Genomic DNA, 16,514 nt, shown 5'->3' with positions numbered 1-16,514 from the left:
ATTAAAGGCTTTAGTATTGAATTTCTGTAAAAAAAAATGTTTTTTGATGGCCTCATTTCAAAAATTAAATTAACTTTGTATCTCAAAGTACTTTAATTATGAATCAGAAGCATCAGGAAGATTTATCACACATTCGCTCTATGATGGAGCGTTCTTCAAGATTTATATCTTTAAGCGGACTCTCAGGAGTATTTGCAGGATTGTCAGCCTTGATTGGCGGTTTGTACGTTTATCAATTGTTTGAGAAAAACGGAATTAATTATTTCGAAGGAAAGAACAAGGAGTTTTCGATGAGTTTAGTCTCAGAACTCGTATTTAGTGGGATTGTCATTTTTACTTTTGCATTAACGTTCGGAATTTTATTTACCGTTAGAAAAAGTAAAAAGTACAATTTACCTATTTGGACTTCGACAACAAAAAATATGTTATTGAATCTGGCGATCCCATTGGCAGTAGGAGGATTGTTTTGTTTGGCTCTGTTGTTTCATCAAATGTATGTTTTGATTGCGCCGGCCACTTTGGTGTTTTATGGTTTAGCACTTGTAAATGCTGAAAAATATACTTTTTCGGATATTAAATATCTGGGGTTTTGTGAAGTCGCTTTGGGGAGTATTTCTATGTTTTATCTGGGTTACGGTTTGATTTTTTGGATTCTTGGATTTGGTGTTTTACATATATTGTACGGATTAATTATGTTTAAAAAATACAAATAAAACAGCCAACTAATGGGAATCATTGATAAGCTAAATAAGGATTTTGAAAGTCGTGTCAGATTGGGGATTATGTCCATTTTGATGGTTAACGACTGGATTGATTTTACCGAAATGAAAACGCTTTTGAATATTACTGATGGTAATTTAGCCAGTCATTCTTCGGCCTTAGAGAAAGCAGAATATATTGAAATAAAGAAAGAATTTGTGGGCAAAAAGCCTAAAACATCTTATAGAGTGACTAATAGAGGACGCGCGGCCTTTAATGAGCACTTGAATAGTCTTGAAAAATTAATGAAATCGAATAACTAAAATTTTTTTGTCTAATAACTTTGAAACGCAAAGTACTTTTAAATTGAGAATTATGAAAAAACTACATTTTATTTTAGCTAGCAGTTTGATTTTTACACTGCTTTTTTACAACGAGGATTTAGGTCTTAATTGGGCTATTTTCGGTCTGTTACAAACCACCTTGATTTGTTATTTCTTTCAGGAAAAGCTTAGCAGTAGGCTCCATTTGGTTTTAGTGATCACATCGGTATTATCTTGTTTTGCTTTTGCCTGGTACGGAGATTTTCCATCATTTTTTGCTATGGCTTTTTCTATTGTCTTTTTACAGTTCAAAACACAAGAACCTAATCTTAAAGTGTTCCAAGTATTTCCGCTTGTTGTGGTAAACGGAATTGCATCATTAGGTCGAATTTTGATGTTCAATCAATACATTCCCAAACGGAAAGTCAATAGTGGTTTTGCTAAAAAGTTGATAGCCTACTTTATTATTCCAGCCGTATTTTTGGGATTGTTTTTAATTGTGTATTCTTTTGGAAGCGATCATTTTTCATCTTTGTTTACCGATTATTATTTAGATATTGATGTTTGGCAAGCATTTGTTCTTACAGCTTTAGGATTTTATATTTCGTTTACTTTCTGGAATTATTGGATTCCTGAAGTTTGTTACGAAAAGAATGAATTATTAGATAACGATTTTAAAGAAGAAGCAAAAACAGAAAATCAAAATTCATTTTCGTTTCTGGATATTGACTTCGAAAGAAAAAGTGGTGAGATTACTTTATTTCTTTTAAATACGTTGCTTTTGGTTTTTATAGTCACTTATAATTACGAACAGTTTTTTGAAGTTGTCGAAAAATCAAAATTGAGTTCGGATACGCATGAAAGGGTTAATGCTGTTGTTTTTTCAATCGTTATGGCGGTTGGCGTGATTTTATTCTACTTTAAAGGAGGATTTAATTTTGATGAAAAAGCAAAAACCTTGAAACGATTATCTAAAATTTGGATTTTCTTAAACGGAGTTTTAATATTGAGTGCGATGATTAAAAATTCCGAATACGTTTCTTTTTTCGGCTTGACCTATAAACGATTAGGTGTTTATGCTTTCTTGATTTTGGCAATAATTGGCTTGGTGATTTCCTTTATAAAAATCAGCAAACAAAAAACCAATGCTTTCCTTTTCAATCAAATGCTTTGGTATTTCTACGGAACGATTCTGATATGCAGTTTTGTCAATTGGGGCAATCTGATTACGAATTATAATATTGCTGTTGGTAAAGGTGTAGATGCTGAATATTTGAGAGAACTGAATTTCAATGAAGAAATTTATCAGGATTATTTTGCTTCAAAGCCTGAAGAAGTAAAGCAATTGGATCATATAAAGCAAAGAGTGGAAGAGGAGCAAAGTGAAAGCTTTTTATCTAAAGCCTTGTATTATGAATTTGTAAAAGTTGATAAATAGAGAGATGAAAACAATCTTGTTTTTAATGGCGTATTATTTTTTATCAGTTAATTTATATTCACAAAAGTTAGAATATCGTAGTGTTGATTATTATTTTGATTTGGTAGAAAAATTAGAAATCGATAAACTTAAAGAAGAAAAGTTGATTGATAAAGATTTAAATGTTACTAAAAAATATAGAAAGGATACAGGGAAAGGACTTAATGATGAAGGACGTAAGAAGTATTTAGATATAAAAATTAACGTTTTGAAATCTGTTTTTAAGAACTATCTCTATCAGCAACATTTAGAGTATGAACAAGATATTTATGGGTTGTACTTTTCTATGGCTGGATTTGATGATACAGAATGGTGTATTATAAAATGGAGAAAAGATAAATGGAACAATCAAGAAAAAGTTGATAAAAAGCTTGTTCACAATTCAGAGATGGAACTTGAAGAAGGAAAAAATGTTGTGAATTTAGATTTTATTTTTATTTGTAGTAATTATGATGAAGGTCCTAAAAATTTGGACGGAGTAAAAATTTTTATCAAAAATAATTATTTAATTATGGAACGAGGAGGTTTATATCATTCGTTATTCGATTTAAAAAATCAAAAAGTTTTAGTGAACGAAACTTGTCCTTGGTGTAAAAGTGAAGCTGAGAGTAAAGAAAAGATGAATCTTTGGATTAAGGAAAATTTACATGATAAAATAGAGAAGATTATAAATGAATAAGGTGAAAAAAATCCCATCTTGTTTTTTAGAACGAGATGGGCTTTTTTATTTTAATAATCTCCTCTTTTCTTAAATCTAGGATCATTTTTTTTGATGAATTCGGTTCTGCGTTTTGGAGCCTCAGCTTTGGGTAAACTCGCTTCTTCGGTTTTGCTTGAAGGCTCGATAAGTTCGTTTAATTCTTTGATTTCAGCATCAGTCAAATCGCGGTAGCGTCCCACAGGAACATCCAGTGAAATATTAATGATACGAATACGTTTCAGGGCAGTAACTTCGTAGCCTAAATATTCACACATTCTACGAATTTGACGATTCAAACCTTGGGTAAGAACGATTTTGAAAATGTTTTTGCTAATTTGTTCTACCTTGCATTTTCGGGTTATAGTGTCTAAAATTGGAACACCATTACCCATTCGTTGTATAAAACGGTCGGTAATCGGCTTGTTTACGGTAACTGTATATTCTTTTTCGTGGTTGTTTCTGGCACGCAATATTTTGTTGACAATATCACCATCATTGGTCATGAAAATCAAACCTTCCGATGCTTTGTCTAATCGGCCTATTGGGAAAATACGTTTAGGATAATTGATGTAATCGACAATATTGTTGCGAACCTCTAGGTTAGTGGTACACTCAATTCCAACGGGTTTGTTAAAAGCAAGGTAAACGTGTTTTTCGTTTTTCTCATGAATCAGTTTGCCATCAATACGCACTTCGTCATTTGAACCAACTTTTGTCCCTAATTCAGGCACAACTCCATTGATGGTAACACGACCTTCTTCAATATATTTATCAGCTTCACGACGGGAGCAAAAGCCCGTTTCTCCTATGAATTTATTGAGACGTTTTAGATTTTCTTCCATAGTGCAAAAGTAAGCAATAATACAATAACAATTAACAATGGCAATAACAATGACAAAAGTCTATTGCAATTCTATTTTAAGATTTAAAATTGATATTGTCATTGTTATTGATTTTTGATATTGAATAATTATTCAAACAGGAATTGATACACTTTTTGATATAATTCTTCACCGTGCAGGCTATGACCAAGGCCTTTGGTTTCAATGAAAATAGCATCTTGCCAGGCACTGGCTATTTTTTTTCCTTCTTCAAATAAAACGATGGTGTCTTCGATGTCATGGGCAATGAGTCCTTTTGTTTTTATTTTGGAAGCAAATGATTTTCCTGAAAAATGTTCTAATTGAAGGTTGAAGTGATTGAGATAATGATTTTCCAGACCTTTTGAAATTTTAGAATTCAGGCTCAATAAATTAATATAATTGTTGAGAATGATTTGGAAATCGCTAGGCGAACCTAAAATAACCATCTTTTCAATGCTGTTATTTTGATATGTCGATTGGTAGTAAAGGCAGGTTTTACCGCCTAAGGAGTGTCCTATAAGATGTTTAGGATTGAATTTTTGAACGATGATATCTATAAAAGTCGCATACTGCGGAATGTTGAATTCCTTGCCGCTGGATAAACCATGTGCAGGAGCATCGATTGCTATAATAGTGCTTCCTGATTTTTTTAAGTAGCGTAATAAATTTTCCCATCGGGAAGCATTACTTTCCCAGCCGTGAACTAGCAGAATAGTATTCTCATTGCCTTTCCAGGTATAGGTCTGGAAAAATCCCCCTTGATGTTGATAGGTTTCTTTTTCGGTTTCGCGAAGAATTTCCGGAAGATTGTCTTTTGCTAATTTTCCATCACGAGGTTCACTAAAGAAAGCATAAGCGAGTTGTGTAGCTTTGTCAGGAAAAATAAAGCTTAAAGCATTGATGTAGAAACCAATGGATTTAGTAAGTAAAAAATAAAGTGCTTTTTTCATAATAAAAAAGTCCCGATGGTGAATCGGGACTTAAATATAATTAAATACTAGCAAATAAGTTTTCCATTTTTTCTTTTTCTTCCTCAGCTAAACTGCTGTCTACTAAAATTCTTCCAGAATGCTCATCGATGATGATTTTTTTTCTTGAAGCAATTTCAACCTGTGTTTGTGGTGGAATCGTGAAGAATGAACCTGCAGATGCTCCTCTTTCGATAGAAACAACAGCTAATCCGTTACGAACACTTGAGCGAATTCTTCGGTAAGCTGCCAATAATCTTTCTTCGATTTGTTCTTGGAACTCAGCAGATTTCTCAGTTAAAAATTCTTCTTCCTTAGCAGTTTCGGCCATGATAGCGTCTAACTCTAATTTTTTATGTTTCAAGTGATTTGATTTTAGCTCTAATTTTTCTTTAGATTGAGCAATAATCTCTTTCTTGTGTTCGATAGAAGCTTTCATTTCTTTCATTTGCTTTTCAGCCAATTGAATTTCAAGTTCCTGAAATTCGATTTCTTTAGTTAAAGAGTTGAATTCTCTGTTGTTACGAACATTTTCTTGTTGTTTAGTATATTTTTTGATAGCCTCTTTGTGGTCATCAATACTGTTCTTTTTAGCTTTTATTTGCTCTTCGATAACTTCAAGCTCGCTTTTCAATTTTTCAGAACGTGTGCTTAAACCAGCAACTTCATCTTCTAAATCTTCCACTTCAAGAGGAAGTTCCCCTCTTACATTTCTAATTTCGTCAATTCTAGAGTCAATCAATTGTAAATCGTAGATGGCTCTTAACTTGTCCTCAACACTTAATTCTTTCGTATTAGTCATATTCTATAAGTACTTAACTGGATTTGTATTTTCTTCTGATAAAATGATGGCAAAATTAAGGATTTTTTTCCGAAGAAAATCAACAATATAATTTTTTGTATAGCGTTCACTCTCAAAATGTCCAATATCGGCTAAAAGTAATCGATTTTCGGCTTCATAAAACTGATGGTATTTCAAATCGGCTGTTAAAAAAGCATCAGCATCGGCCTGAATAGCGTTTTTTATGGCAAAACTTCCCGAGCCTCCCAAGACGGCTACTTTTTTTATGGATTTGCCTAAAAATGCCGAATGACGGATTCCATCGGCTTGCATTTTGTCTTTTACTAAGGCCAGAAAGTCTTTTTCGTCCATCGGACTTTCAAATTCACCTATCATTCCCAAACCGATATTTTGATGTGGATTTTGCAAATCATAGATTTCATAAGCCACTTCTTCGTAAACATGGTTTTTAAAAAGTGCTTTTAGGATTTTTGGTTCCAAATATTTCTCGAAAGTGACTTCGATTTTTATTTCTTCGCTTTCTACAAATTCAAAGCGTTCGCCTATTTCCGGATTACTGTGTTCGTTGCCCATATAAGTTCCAATTCCTTTAGAATTGAAACTGCAATCCTCATAATTGCCAATGTTTCCGGCCCCGGCTTCAAATAAGGCATTGCGTACTTTTTCGGCATTTTCAGGAATGGTGTAGGTAATTAATTTTCGAATAAAATTGGGTTTCGGAATCAATACTTTCGTCTTTTTCAATCCCAAGGCATCGCAAAATATTTTATTCACTCCATCCTGATGATTGTCTAAGGCAGTATGAACGGCATAGATGGCAATGTCATTTTTTATGGCTTTAATAATCGCGCGTTCTACATAATTCTTGCCCGTTATTTTCTTTAAACCTGAAAACAAAATAGGATGAAAACAAACCACCAAATTGCATTTTTTGGCAATAGCTTCGTCAATTACATTTTCTAAGGCATCATGACAAACTAAAGCTCCTGTAGCCTCTGCATTTTGGTCACCAACTAATAGACCAACGTTGTCAAAATCTTCGGCATAGGCTAGAGGCGCCATTTCTTCGAGAACAGAAAGAATTTCTTTTATTTTCATTTGAAAAGGGATTTTTAAAGACTTGGTTTTTTGAATAGCTATAAAACCAAATGAACAAAAACATTTTTTGATTTCAATTCAAAGATAAAATATTCTACTTTCGTATTATGAATATTCTTCGAAAAATACTCTTTCCTTTTGCCATTTTATATGGTTTGATAACCGCTATTAGGAATTTTCTTTTTGATAAAGGCATTCTGAAATCCTATTCTTTTGACTTGCCTGTAATTGCTGTGGGAAATCTAAGCGTGGGCGGAACAGGAAAAACGCCTCAGATTGAATACCTGATTCGGTTGCTGTCAGATAATTACAAAGTGGCTACTTTAAGTCGTGGTTATAAAAGAAAATCAGAAGGATTTGTTTTGGCTGATGTCAATGCCAATGCTGAAATTCTGGGTGATGAACCTTTTCAGTTTTTTCAAAAATTCCCAAATATTCAAGTTGCCGTTGATGCCAACCGAAAAAACGGAATAGAGCAGTTGCTTTCGAAAAATCCAAAACCTGAAGTGATTTTGCTTGATGATGCCTATCAACACCGAAAAGTGAAAGCTGGTTTTTATATTTTATTGACTGCTTACGGTGATATTTATGCAGATGATTTTATGCTGCCAACGGGTAATCTTAGAGAGAGCAGAAGCGGGGCACAAAGAGCCGATGTAGTAGTCGTTACTAAATGTCCATCAGATCTTTCTACAGCAGAGCAACTTTCGATAAAAACCAAACTAAAACTAGCCGAAAATCAAGAATTGTATTTTAGTTGTATTGCTTATGATGATTGTATTTATTCAGAAAACAGCAAGATAAAAATAAGCGAAATTCAGGATGAAAATAAGCTGCTTTTGGCCGGGATTGCTAAACCGGAGCCTTTTTTCTCCTATTTGAAAAATCCAAAAGATGTTTGTTTGACTTATCCTGATCATCATCATTTTTCTGAAAATGATATCCAGGAAATTATTATTAAAGCTCAGGATTCGGTTATTATTACTACCGAAAAAGATTATGTACGATTAAAAGGAAGTTTGCCGGACGAACAACTTTTTTATTTACCAATACAGAGTTCGTTTCTTTTAGGAGCAGATCAATTCGATAAAAAAATTAAAAACTATGTGGGAGCTAGTACAGGAAACTGTTAGTTTTATAAAAGCAAAAACCAATTTTACCCCGGAATATGGTGTGATTTTAGGTTCAGGATTAGGGAATTTTACGGATGATATTCAAATAGAATATACTTTGCCTTATTCCGAAATTCCTAATTTCCCGGTTTCTACAGTTGAAGGGCATAAAGGAGCTTTAGTTTTCGGTTCTATTGGCGATAAAAAAGTAGTAGCCATGCAAGGTCGTTTTCATTATTATGAAGGTTATTCGATGCAGGAAGTTACTTTTCCGGTGCGTGTGATGAAGTATTTAGGAGTTCAAAAGTTGATTGTTTCGAATGCTTCGGGCGGAGTGAACCCTAATTATAAAGTAGGTGATATTGTACTTATCAAGGATCATATTAATATGGTTCCGGAACATCCTTTGCGAGGGAAAAACGATGAACGTTTTGGTCCCCGTTTTGTTAATATGAGTGAGCCTTATTCGAAAAAAATGATTGCTCAGGCAAAGGAATTAGCTCAGAAAAACAATATAGAAGTCAAAGACGGAATTTATTTAGGTTTGCAAGGACCTACATTTGAAACCTTGGCCGAATATAAAATGGTGAAAATCCTGGGTGCCGATTGCGTGGGAATGTCTACTGTTCCTGAGGTTATCGTGGCGTGTCACATGGATTTGGAAACTTTTGGTGTTTCGGTAATTACGGATATGGGGGACGAAGAAAGTATAGAAACTGTTTCTCACGAAGAGGTTTTGGAAGCCGCTCGAAATGCCGAACCTAAAGTTCGAAAACTAATCAAAGAATTGATTTTAAATTATTAGTTGTCCAGGTATTTAGATAAGATGTTGTAGAAATCTTTTGGGATAAAAGGTTTAGTTATTACATCGTTCATTCCAAAAGAGAGCAGCATTTCTCTATTCTCATTCAGCGAAATGGCTGTCATGGCTATAATAGGTGTGGCAGCGTCAAATTTTCTGATTTCCTGAGTAGCAATTGTTCCGTTTATTCCGGGTAAATGCACATCCATCAGCACCAAATCGTAGTTGTTGTTTTTAAGGGCTGTAATAGCATCTTCGCCATTGTCAATTACTTCGCAAAGAATCTCTTTATTCTCAAGCATTTTTTTAGTAATCATCTGGTTGATGTTATTGTCTTCTACCACTAAGATGTTTTTGCCTTTTATTTTAGAGATATCAAAAGTGGTTTTTACTTTTTGCTCAACCGGAACCAGGTTGTTATTGATGCTTAATTCTAATTCAAACGAAAAGCAGGATCCTTCCCCAAGGGTACTTTTTAAATGAACATCACTTCCCAATAAGTTCAATAGCTTTTTTACGATAGTCAAGCCTAAGCCGGTTCCGCCATATTTTCGGTTAATTTCGGTGGATCCTTGGGAAAAACTCTCAAAAACGGTTTCTAATTTTTCGGCAGGAATTCCTATTCCGGTATCGGTTATTTCAAAAAATACTCTGGCTTTTTCTCCTTCTATGGAATTTAGTTTGGCTACAATGATCACTTTTCCATTTTTAGTGAATTTTAGTGCATTGTTAATTAGGTTAATGAATATTTGGGATAACTTAATAGGATCGCCAATTAAATTATTCGGGATACTAGGGTCGATGTCTAATAAGAAGGCATTTTTGTTTTTTGTGGCAACTTCAATTAAAGAGTTTTGTATGCCTTCTAGCAATTGTTTTAAATTAAAATTGATGTGTTCCAGCTCTACCTTACTCGAATCTATTTTGTTGATTTCTAAAATATCATTGATAAAAGCGGTTAGATAATTCCCTGAATATTGTAGCGAATTAAGATAATGCAATTGCGATTTTTTAGGATTTTCTTCTAATAACAAATGTGTAATCCCGTTAATGGCATTTAATGGAGTTCTGAGTTCGTGACTAACTGTAGACAAGAAATCGGCTCTTGCATTTGAGGCTTTTTCGGCTTTTATTTTAGCTTTTATCAGTTCGTTATTTTTTTCTTTCAGTAAAAGATTCGTCTTTTTTCGAATAAGATTATTTCGATACAATGATAAACTCAATAAGGATAGAATAGCAATTAGGGCAATAGACAAGTAGTTGATTAATCTGGAAAATTTCTCTGTTTGCTCCTGTTCTTCTTTTTCTTTATTAAGTCGGGCTAAGTTTTGTCTTCTTTGGTTTTCTTTGAAAGCTTCGTAGTCGTTAATTCCTAATTTTTCATTAATCGAAATGGCAATACTTTCTTTTAAATTAAGATGTAATTTTAAAAAAGCGTAGGCGTTGCTTTTGTCAAGCATTTTTTCATAAACGTCACTGATGGCAAGTAAAATATTAGATTTTTGATCTAAATTTTCATTCTTGGCATTTAGGTTTAAGGCTTTGTTGAAATAATTTAAGGCTAAGTTATTTCGGTTGTTGTGTTCTTCAATAAGTCCCATTTGGTACAAAGCTTCCGCTTTTGTGTTTAAAATACCGGGATTATCCGCTTTTGAAATTATAGTATTGAAAATAGCAGCAGCTTCATTTATTTTTTGAGTCGAACTATAGATAATAGCTTTTTGAAGATTAATCAGGTCGTCATTATCCTTAATTTGAAGTGCTTTTGAAATGGCAAGTGTTTTGTCATTGCAAATTTTGGCAGCCTTAAAATTGTTGTTCCCTATGTAGGCTAATCCCAGATAATAATAGGTTTTAGCATATTCAGTCGAAGGGCTGAGGGTTTTGTATAAGTTGATGCTTTCGGTGAGTTTTTCTATGGCATCATCATATTTTTTTAGATTATAAAAGAGTTTTCCTAATTTGGCTATTTGATTAGCCTGCTCATTTATTTTTGAATTTCCCTGAGCAAAATCAATCGCTTTTTGAGTATATGAAAAAGCGTTTTTGTAGTTGTTTTCTTTTATGTTAGTATTGGCTAAACTACTGTAATAGCGGATACTATCTGTTTCTTCTTTTTGAGAATACAGAACTGAATTAAATAAAATAACGAAAATCAGGTAGAATTTGATTTGTAATTTCATTCAGTTAATTGGTTTTGGTCAAAAGTATTAAATCTATTAAGCGCGATGAATATCCAATTTCGTTATCATACCAACCTACAACCTTTACCATTTTATCAATTACCGAGGTAAGTTGAGCGTCAAATAAACAGGAATTTCTATTTCCCAGAATATCAACCGATACGATTGGATCTTCGGTATAATCCAGAATTCCTTTTAGTTCATTTTGCGAAGCCAATTTGAAGGCTTCGTTGATTTCTTCGATGCTCACAGCTGTTTTTACATTAAAAGTAATATCAGTCAAAGAACCATCAGGAACAGGAACACGAATACCACATCCGCCAATTTTGCCCTCTAAGATAGGAAAAATTTTTGTTAATGCTTTAGCTGCCCCAGTTGTTGTAGGAACAATTGACTGGCTGGCACCTCGGGCTCTTCGTAAATCCTTATGTGGCTGGTCGTGTAAACTCTGGTCTGTAGTATAAGAGTGAATTGTAGTGATGTAGGCTTGCTCAATTCCGCAAAGTTTATCGATTATTTTAATCATCGGAGCTGCATTATTAGTCGTACAACTCGCATTCGAAATGATTTTTTCAGTTCCGTCAAGAATGTGTTCGTTGACTCCTAAAACTACTGTTTTTATCGTGTCAACTTCTGATGGTGCCGAAAGAATTACTTTTTTAGCACCGGCAATAATGTGCTTGTTTAAGTCTTCGTAAGTTTTGAATTTCCCTGTGGATTCAATTACAAAATCAATGTTTAAATCCTTCCAATTAAGATTGGTAATATTTTTTTCGTGGAAAAATATAAAATGCTTTCCGTCAATAGTAAATCCCTTTTCATCGGCAATTACAGTCTGAGGCAATACACCGTGAATACTGTCGTATTTGATTAGATGCGCCATAGTCTTAGTGTCGGCAATATCATTGATGGCGACAACTTCTATTTCAGGATGATTTAAAAGTAGACGAAACAGGTTTCGACCAATTCGACCAAAACCGTTGATGGCAATTCTTGTTTTCAATTTTTATGTAAACGTTAGGGAATTAAAGAATGTGTTTTTGTGCTTTGTATGAAGAACGAACTAACGGTCCGCTTTCAACATGACGGAAACCTAATTCCAAACCAAATTGCTCGTATTTAGCAAATTGTTCCGGGGTAATGAATTCCTTAACGGGTAAATGTTTTTTACTAGGCTGCAAGTATTGACCAAGAGTGACTACATCTACATTGGCAGCGCGTAAATCTCTCATGGTTTGGAATACTTCTTCTTCTTCTTCACCCAGACCTAACATAATCCCTGATTTGGTTCTGTTAATTCCTTTTTCTTTTAGATAACGCAACACTTCTAAACTACGGTCGTATTTAGCCTGGATACGTACTTCACGGGTCAATCGACGTACGGTTTCCATGTTGTGTGAAACCACTTCCGGGTTGGCTTCCACAATTCTGTCTATATTTCTTTCGATACCTTGAAAATCAGGAATTAAAGTTTCAAGAGTCGTGTTTGGGTTCATTCTGCGAATTGCTTTTACCGTTTCAATCCAAATAATAGAACCACCGTCTTTTAAATCGTCACGGTCAACACTTGTAATTACGGCGTGTTTGATGTTCATGATTTTTATAGAACGGGCTACTTTTTCAGGTTCGTCCCAATCCACCGTTTCCGGACGGCCTGTTTTTACACCACAAAAACCACAAGAACGCGTACAGGTATTCCCTAATATCATAAAAGTAGCCGTTCCTTCGCCCCAGCATTCGCCCATATTAGGGCAGCTTCCCGAGGTGCAAATGGTGTTTAAGCTATATTTATCGACTAAGCCACGAAGTTCTGTATATTTTTGCCCGATAGGTAATTTTACTTTTAACCATTTTGGTTTAGCTACGGGTTTGGTGTTGTCTAAAACAGTTTCCATAAATCAATTTTAAGGTTACAAATATACGTAATGTTGATTTAAAATGCGATGTTTTAACTATTGAAGCTTTTATGTGGATTTGTTATAAAAATGAAGGCTATCTTTTTATTGGTCATAGAAATAATTATGAATAGTGTTTTAGTCTATTTTGCTCTATTTCAAAAAAATGAAAAGTCAGCTCAATGAAAAAGCAGCACTATGGCTGCTTTTGTTTTTATGGAAAAGTAATCTTAATTGATTTGTACGGTGATAGGTAAGTTATAAGCTGTTCTCACAGGTTTTGAATGAAGCATTCCAGGAGTCCATTTGGCTTTTATGGATTGTAATACCCTGATGGCTTCTTTTTCTAAAATAGCTCCCGGATTGTTCATGACTTTGATATTGCTCATGCTACCGTCTTTTTCGACTACAAAAGAAATAAAGATACGAACGTTTCTGTTTTCATCTAATTCCGGACTGTTAAAATTATTGGCAATATAGCGGTAGAATTTTTCTATACCTCCCGGAAATTGTGGTTTACTGTCTAATGATTCGGTTAGAACAAGCTCGGTTCCATTTGAGTTTGAAATTTCAGTACCCGTTCCCGCAGCTGTTCCGTTAACTACACCTTCGCCAGTTGAAGTGCCGATACCGTTAAGAGCTGTCCCTGTAGTAGTATTTTCAACAGGATTATTTCTCTCTAAGGTAAATTTAGTATCAACGGCTTGAGTTGCACTTACCACAATTGGGTTTATGAGTTGTTTGCTGTCTATTTTATCGATAGTTTTTTGCTGTTGCGCCGCCGGAAGTGGAGCCGAAGCAGCCTTCTGTTTATTTTCTATCGAATGAATATCTTTTAACTCAATTACTGTTTTTTCCCAATCAGGAGCTGTGGGGACGGTAATGTCTTTTGGATGAAACAGCAAATTGGGTAGAATTATTAATGCGGTACATAATAAAATACCAATACAGAGGGCATTAATAGAAGTTTTGGTGGTTTCCTGACGCAGTTGGAAAGCGCCGTACTCTTTGTTTTTGTTTTCGAAAACTAGGTTAATCCAGTTGCTTTCATAAAGACTGTGGTGTGACATAAGATATAGATTTAATGGTTAAAGATTCAGTTAAATCGGTATGCGTATGTGGTATTTTTATTTAGAAAGGATTAAGATAGTAATTTTATATGTAAATTCCTTACTGTTTTTGAAAATAATTTAGAATAATTTTAAAATAAGTTGTTTGTAGTTTTAAATGTTAGCTGTGTTCTTTGATGAGCCGAGTTACAAACGCTCTGTTTTGTTTTGGAAAAGAAGTAGGTTGCAAATCCGAGCTATTGGGTTCGAACTGACAAAACGAACTATTTTATAAAAAAATATTGATATAAGAAAGGCTGTCTTTATCCAGACAGCCTTTCTTTTTTATAATAACCGAAACATTTAATTTATTCCTATATCATTTGTGGATTTTAAATGATGTTATTTTGATTTTACATAAGATACAGCAGGTATTACTTCGCCGCTTACTTCGATTTCCTCTTCTTTATCTTTAACTGCAAATTTCACAGCTAAAACAACTACTCCTGTTATTAGAACGATGATTCCTAATATGTAAAAAGCATTGGTGTAATCAATTAAATCTTTAGTTTGTGATACACCTGTTTCATCAATTACATCTTTTGTGAATTTAACTGCTTTGGCTTTGAATAAGAAAGCAATTAACATCGCTCCGATATTTCCACCTGCTCCAACGATTCCGGCAACACTACCTACTGCTTTTGGATTTACGAATGGTACAAGACTGTATGTAGCACCGTTTGCCATTTTTAAACTCATTCCGAACAAGAACATTAAGAAGATAGCAACTCCTAATTGATTAGTCATACCAAAGAAAAGAACTCCAACACCTTCCAAAAGAAGCAGTAAAGCAAGTAATAAATTTTTACCTGAAAAACCATAGTTTTTACCTACTTTGTCAGCAACGATTCCTCCTAATGGTCTTGCAAAAATATTGATCAATCCAAAAATACCTGCGCAGATCCCTGCTGTTTTCAAGGTAGCGCCGAAAGTATCTGTGAAATAAATAGGAGCAAAATTATCAATAGTGATTTCAACACCAAAACAAGCAGCATAAGCAATAGTTAAAACCCAGGTACGGTAATCCTTAACAGCCAACATAAATGTGTTTTCTTTATTCTCTTTTTCAATTCCAAGTTCTTTATAGTTACCGTTTGGCAAATCTTTAGTAAATCTGAAATATAAGAAAGCAAAAACCAATAACATTACTCCAGGAACAATCATAGCATATCTCCAGCTGTCTTCCTTAGTACACACTCCTAATCCTACAAATCCTGCTGCAATAAGAGGCATGGTAATATTAGCTAAACCGGCACCTGCGTTTCCGAAACCACCTGCTGTTGCATTAGCAGTTCCTTTAATAGACGGAGCAAACATTACTGAAGTATGAAACTGTGTGATAACAAAAGAAGCACCAATAACACCGATAGCTAATCTAAAAAACAAGAAACTTTCATAAGTCTGTGAAGTACCAATTAATAAGACCGGTACGGAACAAATTACTAATAACCAGGTGTAGATTAATCTTGGACCAAATTTATCAACTAATCTACCTATTAATAATCTGGCGATGATAGTTGCCGATACGGATGCAATTTGAATATTACCTAATTGGTCTTTTGTCAGGTGCAATTGTTCTTTAGCGATTGGCATAAGTGATGCCATACCAAACCATGCAAAAAAGCAAAAGAAAAAGGTTAGCCAAGTAATGTGGAATGTACGCATTTGAACGCCCTTGCCACTAAAAATGTTTAAACTAGAAAGCGGTTGATTTGTTGAAATTGAACTCATCTTTAAAAAAAATTAATTGTTTTGCACTATTTTTTCTAAGTATCTAACTTATGTCTAAGTAGTAAGCTTAACTTTAAGTATATTACTTATTTACAAGGCAAAATTAGACGCATTATTTTGATTAAAAGTTGCGAAAACGCAGTTTTTGAAAAAAAATTAAGTATTTTTACGTAAGTATTGATTCTAAGTATACTAAGGTTGGTTTTATTAGGGTAAAAAAAATCCAAAGTTTACAAGGGATGTAAGGCTGTGAATGAGTAAATTTTTAGGTAGTTAGAAAAATTTATAAGGATTGAGAAAATTTTTAATTTTTCCGGTATTTGTACAAAAAAACTTGCTATAAAAGAAGTAAACTTTGATGAACCGCATTGCAAACGCTTTGTTTTGTTTTAAAAAGAAAGTAGGTCCTCGTTACAAATGAGAATGAGTGGGGTGTTGCTCACTGTTGTGGGCATGGAAAACATTTCCGCGCTATCGTTGTTTTGATATATATGGGCGGTCGGGTCTTGACAAAGTTGGTAGTTGATAGTCTCTTTGTAGATAAGTTTGCGCTATCGGGGTTTTTTATAATTATCCGCAATCTTGTCATTCCGACGAAGGAGGAATCTCATCCAGTGATTCCACAAAGTTGTTCACTGTTGTGGGCACGGAAAATATTTACGTGCTATCGTTACGTTAATATATTTGTGAGGTTGGGTCAATTTTTAAGTTATACAATACAAATTTCTTTTTTTGAGGAGTTGTGCAACAGT

General features: G+C 34.0%; 15 protein-coding genes. 6 read left to right on the top strand and 9 right to left on the bottom strand.

Annotated elements, in window-relative coordinates; translation table 11 throughout:
- Positions 1–98: 98 nt before the first annotated feature.
- The 4 genes from EOD40_RS07000 to EOD40_RS06985 are packed head-to-tail and all read left to right on the top strand — an operon-like array spanning position 99 to position 3,178.
- Complete coding sequence (locus tag EOD40_RS07000; protein WP_128194177.1) at positions 99–713, top strand: hypothetical protein; 615 nt, start codon at positions 99–101, stop codon at positions 711–713.
- Between the two features lie 12 nt (positions 714–725).
- Positions 726–1,022 (top strand): winged helix-turn-helix domain-containing protein, encoded by a 297-nt coding sequence (locus tag EOD40_RS06995; protein WP_128194176.1) that lies wholly within the window; start codon positions 726–728, stop codon positions 1,020–1,022.
- Positions 1,023–1,074: 52 nt separating this feature from the next.
- Positions 1,075–2,460 (top strand): DUF4153 domain-containing protein, encoded by a 1,386-nt coding sequence (locus tag EOD40_RS06990; RefSeq protein ID WP_128194175.1) that lies wholly within the window; start codon positions 1,075–1,077, stop codon positions 2,458–2,460.
- Positions 2,461–2,464: 4 nt separating this feature from the next.
- Positions 2,465–3,178 carry a hypothetical protein gene (locus tag EOD40_RS06985; RefSeq protein WP_128194174.1) on the top strand — a complete coding sequence of 238 codons (714 nt, stop codon included), beginning with the start codon at positions 2,465–2,467 and terminating at the stop codon, positions 3,176–3,178.
- 50 nt (positions 3,179–3,228) lie between these two features.
- Here EOD40_RS06985 and rluF read toward each other — a convergent pair whose 3' ends face one another.
- The 4 genes from rluF to EOD40_RS06965 form a co-directional block, all read right to left on the bottom strand.
- Positions 3,229–4,041 carry a 23S rRNA pseudouridine(2604) synthase RluF gene (gene rluF, locus EOD40_RS06980; RefSeq protein WP_128194173.1) on the bottom strand — a complete coding sequence of 271 codons (813 nt, stop codon included), beginning with the start codon at positions 4,039–4,041 and terminating at the stop codon, positions 3,229–3,231.
- A 128-nt stretch (positions 4,042–4,169) separates the two neighbouring features.
- Positions 4,170–5,012, bottom strand: a complete 843-nt coding sequence (locus tag EOD40_RS06975; protein WP_128194172.1) for an alpha/beta fold hydrolase — start codon at positions 5,010–5,012, stop codon at positions 4,170–4,172.
- A gap of 40 nt (positions 5,013–5,052) precedes the next feature.
- Positions 5,053–5,832 carry a zinc ribbon domain-containing protein gene (locus EOD40_RS06970; protein WP_128194171.1) on the bottom strand — a complete coding sequence of 260 codons (780 nt, stop codon included), beginning with the start codon at positions 5,830–5,832 and terminating at the stop codon, positions 5,053–5,055.
- 3 nt (positions 5,833–5,835) lie between these two features.
- On the bottom strand, positions 5,836–6,930 hold the full coding sequence (locus tag EOD40_RS06965; protein WP_128194170.1) for a Nif3-like dinuclear metal center hexameric protein: 1,095 nt from the start codon (positions 6,928–6,930) through the stop codon (positions 5,836–5,838).
- Positions 6,931–7,037: 107 nt separating this feature from the next.
- On the opposite strand from EOD40_RS06965, the gene lpxK reads away from it, so the two are divergent.
- Together lpxK and EOD40_RS06955 are read left to right on the top strand one after the other, a co-directional pair.
- Positions 7,038–8,063 carry a tetraacyldisaccharide 4'-kinase gene (gene lpxK, locus EOD40_RS06960; RefSeq protein ID WP_128194169.1) on the top strand — a complete coding sequence of 342 codons (1,026 nt, stop codon included), beginning with the start codon at positions 7,038–7,040 and terminating at the stop codon, positions 8,061–8,063.
- A complete protein-coding gene (locus EOD40_RS06955; protein ID WP_128194168.1) occupies positions 8,035–8,847 on the top strand; it encodes a purine-nucleoside phosphorylase in 813 nt (270 codons plus the stop codon). The genes lpxK and EOD40_RS06955 overlap by 29 nt, the downstream gene beginning before the upstream one ends.
- Here EOD40_RS06955 and EOD40_RS06950 read toward each other — a convergent pair.
- The 5 genes from EOD40_RS06950 to EOD40_RS06930 form a co-directional block, all read right to left on the bottom strand.
- Complete coding sequence (locus EOD40_RS06950) at positions 8,844–11,027, bottom strand: tetratricopeptide repeat-containing hybrid sensor histidine kinase/response regulator (RefSeq protein ID WP_231129592.1); 2,184 nt, start codon at positions 11,025–11,027, stop codon at positions 8,844–8,846. The genes EOD40_RS06955 and EOD40_RS06950 overlap by 4 nt on opposite strands.
- Positions 11,028–11,031: 4 nt before the next feature.
- A complete protein-coding gene (gene gap / locus EOD40_RS06945) occupies positions 11,032–12,030 on the bottom strand; it encodes a type I glyceraldehyde-3-phosphate dehydrogenase (protein ID WP_128194167.1) in 999 nt (332 codons plus the stop codon).
- Positions 12,031–12,052: 22 nt separating this feature from the next.
- The gene (lipA, locus tag EOD40_RS06940) at positions 12,053–12,922 is read right to left on the bottom strand and encodes a lipoyl synthase (protein WP_128194166.1); all 870 of its coding nucleotides are present in this window, start codon (positions 12,920–12,922) and stop codon (positions 12,053–12,055) included.
- Positions 12,923–13,152: 230 nt separating this feature from the next.
- On the bottom strand, positions 13,153–13,992 hold the full coding sequence (locus EOD40_RS06935; protein WP_128194165.1) for an energy transducer TonB: 840 nt from the start codon (positions 13,990–13,992) through the stop codon (positions 13,153–13,155).
- A gap of 381 nt (positions 13,993–14,373) precedes the next feature.
- Positions 14,374–15,762, bottom strand: coding sequence for an MFS transporter (locus EOD40_RS06930; RefSeq protein WP_128194164.1), 1,389 nt, complete (start codon positions 15,760–15,762; stop codon positions 14,374–14,376).
- Positions 15,763–16,514 lie beyond the last annotated feature (752 nt).

Origin of the sequence: Flavobacterium sufflavum, assembly GCF_004016525.1 — a bacterium.
GTDB lineage: Bacteria > Bacteroidota > Bacteroidia > Flavobacteriales > Flavobacteriaceae > Flavobacterium > Flavobacterium sufflavum.
This window is presented reverse-complemented; position numbering and strand designations above follow the sequence as displayed.

Excerpts from the sequence above, each read along its gene's own strand:
- EOD40_RS06930 (WP_128194164.1), bottom strand. The coding sequence starts at position 15,762 with ATGAGTTCAATTTCAACAAATCAACCGCTTTCTAGTTTAAACATTTTT.
- EOD40_RS07000 (WP_128194177.1), top strand. The coding sequence starts at position 99 with ATGAATCAGAAGCATCAGGAAGATTTATCACACATTCGCTCTATGATG.
- EOD40_RS06965 (WP_128194170.1), bottom strand. The coding sequence starts at position 6,930 with ATGAAAATAAAAGAAATTCTTTCTGTTCTCGAAGAAATGGCGCCTCTA.
- lipA (WP_128194166.1), bottom strand. The coding sequence starts at position 12,922 with ATGGAAACTGTTTTAGACAACACCAAACCCGTAGCTAAACCAAAATGG.
- EOD40_RS06970 (WP_128194171.1), bottom strand. The coding sequence starts at position 5,832 with ATGACTAATACGAAAGAATTAAGTGTTGAGGACAAGTTAAGAGCCATC.
- EOD40_RS06935 (WP_128194165.1), bottom strand. The coding sequence starts at position 13,992 with ATGTCACACCACAGTCTTTATGAAAGCAACTGGATTAACCTAGTTTTC.
- EOD40_RS06955 (WP_128194168.1), top strand. The coding sequence starts at position 8,035 with ATGTGGGAGCTAGTACAGGAAACTGTTAGTTTTATAAAAGCAAAAACC.
- EOD40_RS06985 (WP_128194174.1), top strand. The coding sequence starts at position 2,465 with ATGAAAACAATCTTGTTTTTAATGGCGTATTATTTTTTATCAGTTAAT.
- EOD40_RS06995 (WP_128194176.1), top strand. The coding sequence starts at position 726 with ATGGGAATCATTGATAAGCTAAATAAGGATTTTGAAAGTCGTGTCAGA.
- EOD40_RS06975 (WP_128194172.1), bottom strand. The coding sequence starts at position 5,012 with ATGAAAAAAGCACTTTATTTTTTACTTACTAAATCCATTGGTTTCTAC.
- lpxK (WP_128194169.1), top strand. The coding sequence starts at position 7,038 with ATGAATATTCTTCGAAAAATACTCTTTCCTTTTGCCATTTTATATGGT.
- EOD40_RS06950 (WP_231129592.1), bottom strand. The coding sequence starts at position 11,027 with ATGAAATTACAAATCAAATTCTACCTGATTTTCGTTATTTTATTTAAT.
- rluF (WP_128194173.1), bottom strand. The coding sequence starts at position 4,041 with ATGGAAGAAAATCTAAAACGTCTCAATAAATTCATAGGAGAAACGGGC.
- EOD40_RS06990 (WP_128194175.1), top strand. The coding sequence starts at position 1,075 with ATGAAAAAACTACATTTTATTTTAGCTAGCAGTTTGATTTTTACACTG.